Here is a 14,773-nt window from a genome sequence, read left to right on the forward strand (position 1 = left end):
ATCAGCCCAAAGGTGGTCCCGGCGGCTGCGGGAAGCGCGAGCGCGGTCCCTTGCCCCAGCTTGGCGTCGCGGTCTTCGGCGCATTGGCCTTCGGGTCCTCCAGATAATGCGCGATGTCGCGCGCGGTCTGGCGGTAGAAGGCAGTGGTCAGCGCATCGGCACCGGGCTTGGTCCTGAGCGTGGTCGCCAGGGTCGAGAGCTTGTCCAGGACATAGGCGCGCGCCTCGGGTGCAGCATCGTCATTGCCGCCGAGGATCATCATCGATTCGAGCGCGACCTGCTGCGTCACCCGCCGCAGCGCGCGATCGGACCCGGTGCCGTCGGCCGGCGCGCTCCAGCTATGCGCGAAGACGGTATCGACCATTTCCGGGAAGGTCAGTGTATCGGGCTGGCGTGCGGCGAGCGCGATCATCCGGGTGGACTTGGCGGCATCGAACAGCGGCTCGAGCACCATGCCGGCCAGGATGCGTGCGGCGCGGAGCTGGTCGAACACGTCGTCGGTCGACAGATCCTCGAGGTTGTTGCCCGGATCCGGGGTGAGCTGCACCAGCAGCGATTCCGGCAGGGCCAGGTTCTTCGGCTCGATCACCTCCATCAGCAGGCCGAGCGTGTCGCGTTGCAGCTTGGCCGGAATGAACTCGGTTGGTGGCAGCGTCTCGCCCTTGACGACGATATTCTGGTAGAGGCCGCCGACATATTTCAGGCCGGATTCGATCGCGTAGCGATGGTGGAGATAGGCCATCCACAGCCGCGTGTTGCGCAGCGACCCGATCGGCTCGTCAGGCTTGAGCATTCCCTGCCCGTAATTGGCGATCATGATCGCGCGGGCAGCCATGTCCTCGCGCAGATTCTCGGTCGGCGTCGCGCGGTCGTCATACCAGGTCCAGCGCGGATCGGTGTCGGGTACATAGATGATGCCCTTCGCCCGCATGTCGGCGATGATCGCGTCGAGCCCGGCCTTTTCCGACGCGGCGGGGAAGGGGGTGTAAGCGTAGCGGACCATATAGGTGTCGTACGCGCCGATCTGCTTCTGGAAGCTCTCGGTCAGGTCGAGCTTGCCGTTGACCACCTTCACCCGCGGCGTGGGATATTCCATCACCGAGGCGCGGTTGTTGAGGCTGGAGGCGAAGTTGTGGCCGAAACCCTGGGCATGGCCGAGCTCGTGCGCGGTGAGCAACGCCTGGCGCAACAGCACCATGTCGCGCTGCCCCTTGGGCATCGCGGCCATTGTGTCCTCGCTCAGCAGGTTCGGGTCGGCGATGGTGATGCCGCTGCCGTCGCCGGGCAGGCCGCCGCTATAGGTGTCCCAGTAGTTGCCGACGGTGCGGATGCGGTGCGTGTCCATGCGCACCTTGGATCCGATCACCTCGCCGGTGCGTGGATCGCGGTACGTGCCTCCGCTCGAGAAGCCGCGCTCGTCGCGGTTGATCCACAGGACATAGGCGTAGCGGATGTCCATCGGGTCCATGTCGGCCGGCGCATCGAGCGCGACGATCGCGTTGCTGAAGCCGGCTGCCTCATAGGATTTGTTCCACCACAGCAGCCCTTCCTTCATCGCGTGCCGGATCGGCGCTGGGATGGCCGGGTCGAAATAGATGGTGATCGGCTTGATCGGGTCGCTGAGCGGGGCCGATGGGTCCTTCTTCTCGAGCCGCCAGCGGGTGATCCAGCTTTCCTCCGGGCTGTCGTTGAACGGTTTCGAATAATCCTGAAACCGCACCGTGCTGACGCCGATGCGCGGGTCGGCTTCGCGCGGTGTGTAGCCGGTCGGCGCGCGCAGGAAGCTGTGGTGGATGCGCATCGTCATCATGCGCGGATCGGGCGTCACGCCGGTGACGAGCGCGCCGGGATTCTCGGCGACGAAGGTCGCGCTGGTCTCGATCTCGGTATTGTCGGGGAAGGCCCTCATCCGCGCGGGGTAGAAGCTGCTCTTGCCCGCATCGAACTTGTAGCTGCCCTGGTTGGCGCGGCGAAGCTGTGCCTCCACATTGGCGGCGTCACGCATGAAGAAGGAGGTCGCATCGACCACCACCTTGCCGCCGCTCTCGGACTCGATCGGCAGCGCGGCGAGCGTCGAGGTCGGGAAACTGTCCGCCACGCCCTGGGCATGCGCCGCATCGCCCTTGAGCGAACGGAAGCGCAGGTTCTGCTCGTTGACCAGCACTTTGCCGCCGACCCGGGTGAAGCGGATCACCGCACTGTCCATAACCCCGCGATCGAACGGCAGCTCGACCGATCCGCCGCCCGTCGCGGCGGAGACGTAATAGAGCACATCCTCGTCGAACACTGGTACTTCGAGCAGCACGCGACCCTTCGCCGCGTCGAAATAATAGGGGATGAAGCCGTCCACCCGCGCGGGCAGCGAGGCGCTCTTCGGCGGGTCGGCTGGCCGGGCGATGACAGGCAGGGGAAGGGCGGCCAGGCAGATAGCGCCGAGCGAGGAGTATAGCAGCTTCGCCTTGTTCATGGTCCTATCCCAGATCCTTGGAGTTTGAGGTCGGCCGGATATACCCCCGCCCGTCACCCCGGACTTGTTCCGGGGTCCACCGCGCCGCACATCAAAAGGCCGAAGATTGTGCGGGCCGGTGGATGCCGGAACGAGTCCGGCATGACGGGGAAGGGGTGGGGCTTCTTACTTGGTCGCAGGCGCGGGCGGCGAGGCGGGCGCCGGGTAGGGCACGCCCATCTGCTCGAGATAGCTGCTGTACCTGGTCGGATCGTAGTAGAATTTCGTCATCTGCGGGCGCATCTGCGCCATCAGCTGGGTATTGAGGTCGATCGCCGGCTTGTCGGCCGCGGTCAGCACCGGATCGTATTTCTGGTCCTTCTGCTGGACGGTGTTGAAATAGGTCTTGGCGTCGGCGATCAGCTTCGGCGTGGTCATCAGGTCGAGCACGGTCATCGCCACTGCCTTGGCGCCCGCCACCGCGCCCTTGTGCGCGATCGGGGTCGCCATCGCGATCGCCGCCGTCACATTATGGCCGATCGTGCTGGGCACGTTGGAAGGGAAGCGGATGGTGATGGTCGGGACGGTCCACATGATGTCGCCGATATCGTCCGACCCGCCGCCATTGGATTTGCCGCGCGTCTCCGGCGTGGAGAGCGGCTCGACGGTGGTAGCGAGCGGCTGGAGCTTCAGGCCGTTGGTTTCCTGGATCGCCTTGGCGAAGGCCTGGTCCTCCGGGCTCCATTTCGGCATGCCGACCGCCTTGATGTTGAGATAGGCTGCCTCGGCCATCGGCTTGTTGGCGAAATTGGGCGCGGCATAGCCCAGCACGCGCCGGGTGACGGTGGTGCCCGTCGCCATCGCCGCGGCTTGCGAGATGGTGTTGCCTGTCTCGTAGAGCTGCCGGATCGAATCGAAGGTCTGCTCGCGGAAATAATACCAGACCGCGGCTTCGCCCGGCACGACGTTGGGCTGTCCGCCGCCATTGGTGATGACATAGTGCGAGCGCTGGGTGAGCGGCAGATGCTCGCGGCGCATGTTCCACGCCATGTCCATCACCTCGACCGCATCGAGCGCGCTGCGGCCCGCCCAAGGGGCGCCTGCCGCGTGCGAGGTCTTACCGTGGAAACTATATTCCACCGAGACCATGCCGTTGTTGCCCATCTCGCCATAGCCGGTGCCGAAGCCGTTGCCGACATGGGTGAAGATCGAGGCATCGACGTCCTTGAACAGGCCTTCGCGGACATAATAGGCCTTGGTCGCGAGCAGCTCCTCGGCGACCCCGGGCCAGAGCATCAGCCGGCCCTTGATGTTGTTCTTGATCATCACCTCCTTGGCGGCGATCGCCGCGGCGACGATCAGCGGCATGCCGCTGTTATGGCCTTCGCCATGCCCCGGTGCGCCGGGGACCATCGGCGTGATCTTCGGCGTGCCGGGCATCTGCGACAGACCGAGCAGACCGTCGATATCGCTGCCCAGCGCGATCAGCGGGCCGCCCTCGCCCCAGGTCGCGGTAAAGGCGGTCGGGATGCCGGCCACGCCGCGGGTGACTTTGAAGCCCTCCTTCTCCAGGATCCCGGTGATGTATTCGGAGGTTTTGAACTCCTGGAAGCCGGGCTCGGCGAAGCTGTAGATGGAATCGACCATCTCCTGCACCAGCTTGGCATGGGCATCGACGTTGGCGGCGGCCGCGGCCTTCAGCGCCGGCTTGGCCTGGGCATGAGCGGCGGTAGGGACATAAAGCGCGGTGGACAGCAAGGCGACCGTCAATCCAACCATCTTCTTCATTGAAAATTCTCCTGATCTTTTCTGGTCTTGAGGATTAGAAATCGAACCGGACGCCGACCCGGAACACGCGGCCGAGGACGTCGTAGAGGTTGCGGTTGGTCTGCGGATAAGCAGGCGTGTTGTTGCCGGTCGGGCCGTTGCCCACCAGCACCGGATCGGTGTCGAGCAGGTTCTTGATCGACAGGAACGCGGTGGTCTTGGCACCGGCGATCTCGAACTCGTGATTGACCTGGAGATCGAGATAGATCGCGCCGGCGATGTCGTTGCGGTTGACCGTGCGGTTCGCCACGGTCGAGACCGGGCAGTCGGTGCTGCAGACGATATAGCTGTTGTCGTACACGCCGCCGCTGACGCCGCGGCCGACCAGCTGAAAGCCCCACGGCCCGACATCATATCCGGCGGTCAGACGATAGGTCCAGTCGGGCAGGCTGCCTGAATTCTGGCCCGCAGCCTCGGTCGGCACGTCGACGCCGTTATTGGTGTAGAGGCTGATATTCTTGGTCACCAGCGCGCGGAGCGTCAGGGCGCCCGGCCCGATCGGCTTGCGATAGCTCGCCTCGAAATCGATGCCCTTGGTTTCGATGCTGACGAAGTTGGTCGGCTTCAGCTCGATGCTGGTGATGGCCAGGGTATTGGGGCTGGTCACGCCGCGACCGCCGGTGGTCGAGATGGCGGCGCAGGCCGCAGCGTTGTTCTGCTCGTAGCATTGAGTCACCAGCGTCTGTGCGGTGATGGTGTTGATCGCGCCACTCAGCTTGATCTGGAAATAGTCGACCGAGAAGGCGAGGCCCGGAATGAAGCTGGGCGTGAAGATCGCGCCCACGCCGTATGTCTTGGCGACTTCCGGCTTCAGGTCGGGATTGCCGACGGTGGATTCGTTGAATTGGTCGGCACGCTGCGCTCCGCCACCGAGCGGCACATTGACCGTGTTGGTGCGACCCGTGCCGGGGGCGAACAGCTCACCCAGATTCGGCGCGCGGATGTCGCGGGAGATGGTGCCGCGAAACTTGACGTCGCTGATCGGCTGCCAGGTCAGGCCGGCCTTCCAGGTCGTGACGCTGCCTGAGGTCGAATAGTCGGTCAGACGGAACGCACCGTTGAAATCGGCGCCCTTGAACAGCGGGACGATGGTTTCGAGATAGGCTTCCTTCACATTGTATTTGCCGAAGGTGGGCAGGTAGTTGCCGTAGATCCATGTGCCGTTGGTGACCCCGTTGGCGACGCGCGGCTGGAACAGTGGGTCGACCGAACCGGTGACCGATTCCTGACGCCATTCACCGCCGAAGCCGAGCGAGATGGGGCCGGCCCAGATATCGAACAAATTGTTGGTGAAGAAGTTGAACGCCGCCACGTCCTGCTTGAGCGTCTGCTTCCGCAGCGGCTGCAGGCCGTCATACATGATGTAGTTCAGCGCCTCGGGCGTGATGCCGCCCACGCCGATTCGGTTGATCGGCACGCAGCCATTATTGACGTTGGCGAGCGTCAGGCGCGACCGGCAGACGATGGTGCCCGCCGCGATGCCCGAGGCGTTGCCCGCCGGCGCCACGACAGCGTCGGTCGCCAGTGCCATGCGATCGAGGTTCCAGGCGTTGGTCAGCAGCTCGTTGGTCTTGGTGATGCCCTTCTGGTAATAGGCGTCCCAGTGCCAATCGCGGTCGAGCAGGCCAAAATCGCCGCTGGCGCCGACGACATAGCGAAACACCTCGCGGGTATTGTCGCTGCCCTGGGGCGGGATGCCGGCATTGCTGGTGCCGATCGAAACCGTGGAGATCGGAACGTTCCCCGGGGTCGCGTTATACGCATTGACCTGATTGACGAAGCTGGTCGGGAGATAGGCGTTGATCAGCCCGCCATTGGACGCGGACGGCGCGACCTGGATGGTGACACCGGTAGTGGGCGTCTGCTGGTAATAGCTCTGGCCCTGGTATCGGCTATAGGCGAACTGGCCGTAGATCTCGATGGCGGGCGAGAATTCATAGCTCACCCGGCCGAACGCGCTCTTGCGATCCTCCGACGGCAGCAGGGTTGCGCTGCTGACATGGCCTTCGCGACCGATGAGGTAGTCGCCGCCGACCATCCACTGGCCGTTGGCCGGGCCGTACACGAAGTTGTTGACGCTTGCCTTGCCGGTCGCCGGGTTGATCTGGCCGAAATAAATGCCTTTGAAGAAGTTCGTTGCCGCGACGCCGCCAGGCGTGTTGGGGACCCCTGCGGAGTTGATCAGGCCGCCTTGCGTGAACTGGCCAGTGCCAATGCCGCCCTGGATCAGGCGTGCCGGATAGCAGATCGTCGAGGCGAGGGCGTCCTTGCAGGCGGCTTCGCTGTAGGCGGGGTTGTCGATCTGGAAGAAGCCGCTGTCGTTCCAGTCGCGGTCGATCGACTGGATGCCCTTTTGCGTGAAATATTCGCCGCTGACCAGGATATGGCCCTTGCCACCGGCAAAGGGCGTGCCCGCCGTCAGGGTGAATTTGTGGTTCGGGCCGTCGCTATAGGTGGTGACGCCATATTCGTAGCTGCCCTTCACCCCGGTATATTTCTTGTCGAGGATGAAGTTGATCACGCCGGAGACTGCGTCCGAGCCGTAGGCCGAGGAGGCGCCGCCGGTCACCACCTCGACGCGCTCGATCAGCGCCTGGGGGAAGGTGTTGACGTCGACCACGCCGCTGGTCGCCGAGGCGACCGAGCGCTGGCCGTCGAACAGCACCAGGGTGCGCTGTGAGCCGAGGTTGCGCAAATTGACCGAGGCGACGCCCGCCAGGCCGTTGCTGAGCGAGCCGTTCGAGTTCGCCGCGGTCGAACTGCCGCGCACCGAAGGCAGGGTGTTGACGAAATCCGCGACGTTCGCGGGGGCCTCGGCCTGCAATTCCTTGGCGCTGATCACGCTGACCGGCGTGGGGGCGTCATAACCGTCGCGCACGATGCGCGATCCGGTGACGGTAATCTCGTCCTGAGGCCCCTCTCCCGATGCTGACTGATCCTGAGCGGCCGTGTCGATCGTCGCCGTGTCGACCGTCGCGGTGTCGCCGGCGGCCGGTGCCTTGTCCTCGACGCTCGCCATCATCGCCGGCGCGGCCTGCGCATGGGCGATGCCGGGCATCGCGGCAATGGCCAGCGTCAGGATCCCGGCGGTCGAGAGGCTATGCCGCCTGAAAATCCGGCGGTCGGAAGTCGTGTTCGCGCTGAATCGAATTGTCATGGTCGCCCCCGATTATTGTTACTCCCTGGGCAACCTCTCCCTTCACTCTGTTCTTTTCGAACATTGTTCTTGAACGCCGTAGTTACTGGTCGATTTGTTGAGCGCACACTTCACCTGCGGCGCCGGCCTGGTGGTCGGCGCCCCGGATCATGTCTCGCCTGGTCTATTCTCCCTGGTGGGAACAATTCTCTGCGGAATTGCCCTGACGCAAGATTAGCAGAGTTTACTTGGGGGATGTCGCTATTTTCGCGCGCAGATCGACGCTGCTTGCGTGGATTCTTTCACGAATGCCGGATCGAGCGGTGATTCCCGGCGCCGTCAAACGTCAGCTAGCCCGATTTCCGCGTTACCACCGAATTCGATCCGAATCGGTGGAACGTCTTCAGGCGGGGCCCTTGAGCAGCACGGGCGGGACCGAGCGCTGCGCCACCTCGCGCATGACGAAGCTGCTGCGGATCTTGGCGACGTGCGGCAGCATGGAGAGTTCGCTGCGATAGACCCGGTCGTAATCCTCGAACGACTTCACATGGATGATCATCAGGAAATCGACATTGCCCGAGACGAAGCTGCAATAGGACATGGAGGGGCATTTCACGACCGCCGTCTCGAACTCCATCAGGACGTTCTCGGCCTGGGAGCGCAGCTCGATCATCACGATCACCACGATGCCGAAGCCGAGCCGCGCCATGTCCAGATCGGCGGAATAGCCGCGCACCGCGCCGCGCTCCTCCAGGATCTTGCGCCGGCGCGCGACGGCGGTGCTCGACAAATGCACCCGCTCGCTCAGCGCCACATCGGACGCGCGCCCGTCGCTCGCGAGCTCACGGAGGATGCGATAGTCGATCGCATCGATATCGGTCATGCCCGAATCGTTCACGCACTGTCCCCTTTGCGCATCAATTGATCGATTGTGCGACGCAACATGAATAGAAGCAACGCCGATGGCAATGCTTCTAGGGGATTCCAGCGAGAGAATCGGCTCGGCCGGCTACGGTGCAGGGACAGTCCAGGCGATCGCGGATGCTGCGGCGCGGCGCGCCACATCAAGCGGCACCATGCCAGGCGACAGCCCCTGGGACGGCTCGACTGGTGCGTCGTTGAACAGGGGATCGGTATAATCGTCGGTGACGATCACCCGCGCGCCGAGCCCGATGATACCGTACAGCTTCCGGGCAAAGGCCATCGGCACTCGGACGCAGCCATGCGAGGCGGGATAGCCCGGGTTGCGGCCGGCATGGATCGCGATCCCGTCCCAGGTGAGGCGCAGCATGAAGGGCATGGGCGCGTCGGAATAGATGTTGGAGCGGTGATTCGCGTCTTTCTCCAGGACGGTGAACTCGCCGACGGGCGTGTCGAAGCCGGGCGCGCCACTCGAGATCGGGGACAGCGCGATCAACGCCCCGCCGCGATAGACATAGACGCGCTGCAACGGGATGCTGACCAGGATGCGGATATCGCCCGTGCCGCCATTGTCGTTCCAAAGGAACTGGCCGGGCTCGAGCATCGCGACATTATCCATGGTGAACGGCGCGCCCTCTGCCGCGCGCGCCGGCGTCGCGGTCCAGGCAAGGAGGAGCACGACGGCGAGAGAACAGATCGAACTCCGGGACCGGACCATGCACACCTCGTTGTCGACCTCTCATCCGTTTCGGGACACGAACGGTCTTATGGTTAATATGTGCCGCAACTTTGTTCAGGAATCGAGGGGCCAAATCTGCTATTCCATGGTCATAAGGATCTTCGAGGCTTGATAGTGCGGGACAGGGAAGCAGCGCCCTCGCGGCGTGCAATCTTGCGGAGGGGCGCGGGCGCCGCCGGCGCGCTGACCGCGTCCCTTCTACTGCCCGACCTGCTCGGCTCGGCCGCGGCGGCGGCGGCGTGGGAGGAGTTTCCGCCGATCGCCGCGCCTCGCAAGGTGCGCCCGGCCTTGCTCGGTCAGGCGATTGTCGCGCTTGATCAGCACCGCGACCGGATCGAGTTCCGCGACCGCATCGCCATCGCGGATTTCAGCGCGCCGTCGTCCCAGCCGCGCTTCTATCTGGTCGATATGCTGAACGGCGCCACCACCAGCTTCCTCGTCGCCCATGGCAAGGGCTCCGATCCGGATCATAGCGGCTGGCTACAGCGTTTCTCGAACGATGAGGGGTCGCTGTGCTCGTCGGAGGGGGTCTTCCTCACCTCGGACTATTATATCGGCGACCATGGCGCCTCGCAGCGATTGATCGGCCTCGATCCGACCAACAGCAATGCGGAACCACGCGCGATCGTCATCCACAGCGCCTGGTATGCCAATCCCGAACTGCTTCTGACCCAGCCGATGCTGGGCCGGAGTGACGGGTGCTTCGTCTTCGGCGAGGCCCAGATCGATTACGTGTTCGATCGGCTCGGGCCGGGCCGGATGCTCTATTCCGCCAGAATCTGACGCGCGGCCGGCGGGTGCCGCGCGCTATACCGATGTCAGGCGAGCGCGGCGCGCCGCCGGGGCCGCGCGATGCGGAAGCTGTCGCCGACGCCGCGCTGTTCGGCGCGAAGGCGCAGTTTCTCCGCCAGGACCCGCCCGACCAGCTCGTGATCGGCTCTGAAATAGATCGTGCCGTTCATTGTCAGTCTCCGTTACCCAGTCATGGACTCACCAGAGTCAGGCGCTTCATCGTGATTCCTGCACGCCTCGACCGACAACGTCGTCGATTCCCGATTGTTCCGCGATTCGTCGCAAACGCGTCGCGCCGCCCCATCGGTCGATGGGACGGCGGCGACGTAGCGAAAATGATGGGATCGGAGCCCGGCGTCAGAACTTCTGGTTGACGCTCAGGTAGAAGTTGGCGCGCCGCGGATCGCCGAAAAAGCTGTAAAAGGTGCTCGTCGTCGCATTGATCGGCGGGGAGCGATCGAACACGTTGTTCATGCCGGCCCGCAGCTCGGTTTTGGGCGTTATCTTGAAGGAGCCCATGAGGTCGAAATAGGCTTGCGACCCCATCTTCGCCGTTCCCTGCAACGGCTGCACGCTATGGTCCGGGTTGAACCAATAGGGCCCGAAATAGCGGCCCTTGACCCCCAGGCTCCATTTGCTGGTCGAATAGACGATCGAGCCGTTGCCCTTCCACTCGACGCCACCCGCGGCGCCGAGCATGCCGAGGAACAGGTTGGAGACGACGCCCGCCGACTGGAGTGGCTTTGCCGACGGCGTGGTCTGGAGGGTCAGATCGCGCAGCCATGTCGCTGCGGCCTGGAGGGCAAGGCGCCCATTGCCCAGAGGGATATCGTAGCTGCCGGCGAAATCGATCGCCTCGGAACGGTTGGACGAGACGTTGGCGGTCGTGACATCGGCGAAGATGATGGGGCCTATGCCGTACTGGCCAAAGGTGGCCGGATTGGTGCTGCGGGTGAAGCGCTCGGGATGGGCGGCGAGGAAGTCGTTGAACGCCTGTTGCCCGCCAGGAAAATTGCCGCTGCTGAGCAGCGACTGGGGCTGGAAATAGACATTGTTCTGCGTGATGCGCGACCAATCGACCGACAGGCGCAGACCAGGCAGGAAGCGCGGCGTCAGGATCGTGCCGAACGACCAGCTCTTCGAGGTCTGCGGATCGACATCGGGATTGCCGCCCAGCCGCGCCGGCAATATCCGAAAGAACCCGAACAGGTCTTCTCCGATGATTTCGTTGCCCCGCAGCGGATCGGTGACGTTGACGATCGTCTTTCCGGCGAGAAACGTCCCGGGAATGCCGGCGTCCACCGATATGACCGAGTTGAGATAAGGGGGCAGATAGCCAGTCGAATAGGAGCCGCGGAACGCGATATCCTCCGACACCGCCCAGCGCAGCGCCACCGTCGGGTTGGTCGAGCTGTTGCGCGTCGTCGCGAAGACCGGCTTGTCACCCGCTTGCGGGCAGGGTGCGCTATAGGCACTGGCCGGCAACGGCCCGGCAAAGATGGTCGGCGTGCCGGGGAAGCAATTGAGGAACGTATTGGACCCAACGCCGACATAGCGATCATAGCGCGCCGCGACCTGGAGCTCGAGTTCGTGGATCAGCGGGACGTTGTTGTCCTTGCCGACGACCGGGAAACGTACTTCGGCATAGGCGCTGTCGGTCCGCTGGGAGCGCTTGGGCGTGAAGCTGATCGACGAGCTGGTCACGCTGTTGGCGAAGGAAGCATATTCGCCCTGAGTCTGCTTGTCCTGCTCGACCAGCAGGGTCGCGATCGGTTTGCCGCCCCATAGTCGCAACAGGGGCAGGGGACCGGCGAGCTTGAGCGTATAGGAACGCGAATAGGAGCGCGACGGTTGCAACAGGCCCGTCTGCGGACCGTCGAGATAGCCGAACTGAACCGGAAACTGGCTGACATCCTTCAAAAGGCTGATCGTGCCGTTCGTTGTCCCGTCGCTGGTCGCCTGGTCGAACGAGGGCAGCCCGTCCGCCGCGGCATAGCGGCTCCAGTTCCAGGTCAGGTCGATCGCCGCTTGCCAGTCGAAGGGCAGCTTGACGATCGCACCGGCCAGCGCCCGCATCGTCGTGCTGACATTGGTGATGGTCCGATTGCCGGTACTGATCGGCACCGACACCGAGATCGCCTGGGTAAAGGGATTGTCGATCGAGGTGGCCGCAAGCGTGTAGGTGCCTGCCGCCGGGTTGGTCAGGTTCTTCGTCTCGTAACGCGTATAGCCGAACTCGCCATAAAGGCTGAGCCACTTGTTGAAATCGCGCCGCACCGTCAGCGACCCGTTGTAATTCTGCGTGGGCGTGATCAGCGGCGACAGCGTGCCGTTACCGGCCTGGCCGCCCACCACCGTTGGAGAGAGGTCGAAATTCTGCTTCCCGGCATTGGCGATCAGCGCCGCCACGCCGTCCTGAGCGATGCCGCGAAAGCCGTACGGGATATAGGTGCTACGCGCGCCCAGCGACGTGCCGCCATATTGCGGCTTGAGCACCAGATTGCCGCCATTGGTACTGACGATATTGGGCGTGGCGCCCGCCACCGGGTTGGTGATCGTGCTGAAATAATTGGGGGCGTTCGACAGCAGCAGAGCGCGTCCACGCGCGATATAGTCGCGCTCGCCTTCATAGAGCCCGTCATTCTGCTGCCAGCCGCCCGTGACCGAGATGCGGGTCCTGCCGCCCTCGACCGAAAAGCTGCCGTTGAGGCTCAGCCGTTTTTCAGCGGCGTCGAAACGGCTGGTGTTGCCATAATAGGCCGTCGCCTCGATCCCGTTATAGTTGCGGCGCATGATGATGTTGATCACGCCGCCGACGGCATTGGAGCCATAAATGCCCGAGGCTGACGAGGCGAGGACCTCGATGCGCTCGATCGCATCCAGCGCGATGCCGTTGACCGAGGCCTGGGTGAAGGCACCATCGCCGGTATTGGCCTGCGCGTAGCGCCGCCCGTCGACCAGGATCAGCGTGCTGGCCGTACCGAGGCCACGCAGGTTGATGACGCTCTGGCTCTTGGTCGTGGAGGTCTGGGTCGAGTTGGACCCGGTGTTGTTGGCACCGAGATTGGCGCGAAAGAAATCCTCAAGGCTGGTGGCGCCCGACCGCTGGATCTCCTTCTGGGTGAACACGACATAGGGCTGGGCGTCGTCGGCGGTGCGGGGAATGTCGAGATTGAGATTCCAGTTGCGGCCGCCGACCACCAGGATGTCCGGGATGACCGACCTGCCCTCGGCATCGCGGCCCTGGGCGGTATTGGCGTCCTCGATCACGCGCTTGATCTTGGCCTGCGTCTCGGCTGAAGGTCCGCCGACGACATAGGAGCCGTTCGGCGTCCGCTGGTGACGCAGCGCGGTGCCGTTCAGGAGCCGCTCGAGCGCTTCCTCAACGGTAAAGGTGCCGCGCACCGCGACCGCGCGGTGCCCACGAACCCGATCGGGCAGGAAGGCGATCTGCACATTGGCCTGGCGACCGAGCAGCATCAGCGATTTGGAGAGCGTGCCGGCGGGGATGTTGACCCGCACTTTGGCCTGAGCGGGCGCTGCCTGGGCATAAGCGGTGCCGGCCATGCCGGCGGTCAGTGCGATCGCCGCGGCCCCCGCCGCGAGATAGTGACAGATATGTGCGTGCTTGCCCCGAAACTGGGTCATCGACTTCGCCCCCTATTGGATCCCTTTTTGTCGGGGGCTTTTCCCTGCCCCCCGACTCGAGAACGCAAGCCGATTTCGAATCCACATCCTTATATGAAAAAAATGTGACGAAGGGGAGATCACCACAAGTCATGCCAAGTCGGCCGGCGCCTTTGAGAGCCGGATTTATCGTGCCTGTTCTTTGGCTTACCTACTTCTGGGCGCGGCTCGACAGCGACAGTTCGATGCCGCCCTGCGGTGTCGTCTTCGATTCGATCGGCAGGATCGCACCGACGGCATCGACGAACCGGTCAGGCGCGCCGGTGCTGAACACGCCGCTCAGGTGAAGCGAGGCGACACCGTCATCGCCGAGCGTGATCGGCCGGCTCGAATAGCGGTTGATCTCCGCTACCGCGGCGCCGAGCGGCTCGTCGTCGAACTCGACGAACCCGTCGCGCCACAGCAGCTGGCGGTCGACATCGACCGAGCCGACCCGTTGCGGCGCGCCAAGCGCCACGCTGAATTCCTCGCCGGGCTTGAGCAGGGTCGGGGCGAGCGGGGCGGAGTCGAAGGCGCGCGCCGCCTCGGGCGTGCGATCGACCACCACCCGCCCCTCGATCAGCACGACATTGACCCGGCCGGGATCGACCCGCACTTCGAAGATGGTGCCGAGCGCGGTCACCTGCCGGTCGGCCGCCTCGACCACGAAGGGCCGGGTGCGGTCGTGAAAGACCTCGAACAGCGCCTGGCCGCGCAACAGCCGGATGAGACGCCGGCCACCGGTGAAGACGACCGAGAGCCGGGTGCGGGTGTTGAGCGTGACCGTACTGCCGTCGGCCAGCTTGACGGTGCGACGCTCGCCGACGCCGGTCGCATAGTCATTGGTGGCGTTCGCCGGCTGCACCACCGGTGTCACGGGCGCCTGGGCGACCACGACGGCGGAGGGCCTGGCGGACGGCGCCGGGCTCTTGCCCGACCGCTCGATGCCGAGAAAGGTGATCGCGCCGACCAGGCTCGCCGCCATCAGCGCGGCGACCGCCTGGAAGCGGCGGCGCGGCGCCGGCGTGGCGTCCAGCGCTGCCTGGCGCAGCGCCTTGAGATGCGGGTCGGCACCGAGATCCGCGTCGAACAACTCCATCGCGCCGCTCGCCCGGCGATAGGCGTCGGCATTGACCGGATCGGCGCGCCAGGCGTCGAACTCGGCCTCCTCGGCTGGCGACAGCTCATGTGCGTCGCGGCGCACCAGCCAATGGGCGGCGGCTTCGACCGGGGACATGCCGCGGGT

At 64.5% G+C, this 14,773-nt stretch carries 9 protein-coding genes; 1 reads left to right on the forward strand and 8 read right to left on the reverse strand.

What is annotated here, in order from left to right; translation table 11 throughout:
• Window position 1 precedes the first annotated feature (1 nt).
• The 5 genes from AC1RT8_RS06945 to AC1RT8_RS06965 form a co-directional block, all read right to left on the reverse strand.
• Complete coding sequence (locus tag AC1RT8_RS06945; protein WP_493074870.1) at window positions 2-2,467, reverse strand: DUF5117 domain-containing protein; 2,466 nt, start codon at window positions 2,465-2,467, stop codon at window positions 2-4.
• Between the two features lie 165 nt (window positions 2,468-2,632).
• Entirely contained in the window at window positions 2,633-4,234 is a 1,602-nt protein-coding gene (locus AC1RT8_RS06950; RefSeq protein WP_493074871.1) for an amidohydrolase, read from the reverse strand.
• 34 nt (window positions 4,235-4,268) lie between these two features.
• Window positions 4,269-7,430 carry a TonB-dependent receptor plug domain-containing protein gene (locus AC1RT8_RS06955; protein ID WP_493074873.1) on the reverse strand — a complete coding sequence of 1,054 codons (3,162 nt, stop codon included), beginning with the start codon at window positions 7,428-7,430 and terminating at the stop codon, window positions 4,269-4,271.
• Between the two features lie 382 nt (window positions 7,431-7,812).
• The gene (locus AC1RT8_RS06960; RefSeq protein WP_372850024.1) at window positions 7,813-8,307 is read right to left on the reverse strand and encodes an Lrp/AsnC family transcriptional regulator; all 495 of its coding nucleotides are present in this window, start codon (window positions 8,305-8,307) and stop codon (window positions 7,813-7,815) included.
• 111 nt (window positions 8,308-8,418) lie between these two features.
• Window positions 8,419-9,048 carry a L,D-transpeptidase family protein gene (locus AC1RT8_RS06965; RefSeq protein ID WP_493074874.1) on the reverse strand — a complete coding sequence of 210 codons (630 nt, stop codon included), beginning with the start codon at window positions 9,046-9,048 and terminating at the stop codon, window positions 8,419-8,421.
• Window positions 9,049-9,222: 174 nt separating this feature from the next.
• Here AC1RT8_RS06965 and AC1RT8_RS06970 point away from each other — a divergent pair, with 174 nt between their 5' ends.
• Window positions 9,223-9,852, forward strand: coding sequence for a murein L,D-transpeptidase catalytic domain family protein (locus tag AC1RT8_RS06970; RefSeq protein ID WP_493074875.1), 630 nt, complete (start codon window positions 9,223-9,225; stop codon window positions 9,850-9,852).
• 35 nt (window positions 9,853-9,887) lie between these two features.
• Here AC1RT8_RS06970 and AC1RT8_RS06975 read toward each other — a convergent pair whose 3' ends face one another.
• From AC1RT8_RS06975 to AC1RT8_RS06985, 3 genes are all read right to left on the reverse strand, one after another.
• The gene (locus AC1RT8_RS06975; protein ID WP_493074876.1) at window positions 9,888-10,031 is read right to left on the reverse strand and encodes a hypothetical protein; all 144 of its coding nucleotides are present in this window, start codon (window positions 10,029-10,031) and stop codon (window positions 9,888-9,890) included.
• A 187-nt stretch (window positions 10,032-10,218) separates the two neighbouring features.
• Window positions 10,219-13,509, reverse strand: a complete 3,291-nt coding sequence (locus tag AC1RT8_RS06980) for a TonB-dependent receptor (protein WP_493074877.1) — start codon at window positions 13,507-13,509, stop codon at window positions 10,219-10,221.
• 190 nt (window positions 13,510-13,699) lie between these two features.
• The gene (locus AC1RT8_RS06985; RefSeq protein ID WP_493074878.1) at window positions 13,700-14,764 is read right to left on the reverse strand and encodes a FecR family protein; all 1,065 of its coding nucleotides are present in this window, start codon (window positions 14,762-14,764) and stop codon (window positions 13,700-13,702) included.
• Between the last annotated feature and the right edge of the window lie 9 nt (window positions 14,765-14,773).

The sequence above is a fragment of the Sphingomonas sp. GW821-FHT10F11 genome (assembly GCF_058809095.1).

Coding starts and splice junctions, on each gene's coding strand:
- AC1RT8_RS06945 (WP_493074870.1), bottom strand. CDS start 2,467: ATGAACAAGGCGAAGCTGCTATACTCCTCGCTCGGCGCTATCTGCCTG.
- AC1RT8_RS06950 (WP_493074871.1), bottom strand. CDS start 4,234: ATGAAGAAGATGGTTGGATTGACGGTCGCCTTGCTGTCCACCGCGCTT.
- AC1RT8_RS06955 (WP_493074873.1), bottom strand. CDS start 7,430: ATGACAATTCGATTCAGCGCGAACACGACTTCCGACCGCCGGATTTTC.
- AC1RT8_RS06965 (WP_493074874.1), bottom strand. CDS start 9,048: ATGGTCCGGTCCCGGAGTTCGATCTGTTCTCTCGCCGTCGTGCTCCTC.
- AC1RT8_RS06975 (WP_493074876.1), bottom strand. CDS start 10,031: ATGAACGGCACGATCTATTTCAGAGCCGATCACGAGCTGGTCGGGCGG.
- AC1RT8_RS06980 (WP_493074877.1), bottom strand. CDS start 13,509: ATGACCCAGTTTCGGGGCAAGCACGCACATATCTGTCACTATCTCGCG.
- AC1RT8_RS06985 (WP_493074878.1), bottom strand. CDS start 14,764: ATGTCCCCGGTCGAAGCCGCCGCCCATTGGCTGGTGCGCCGCGACGCA.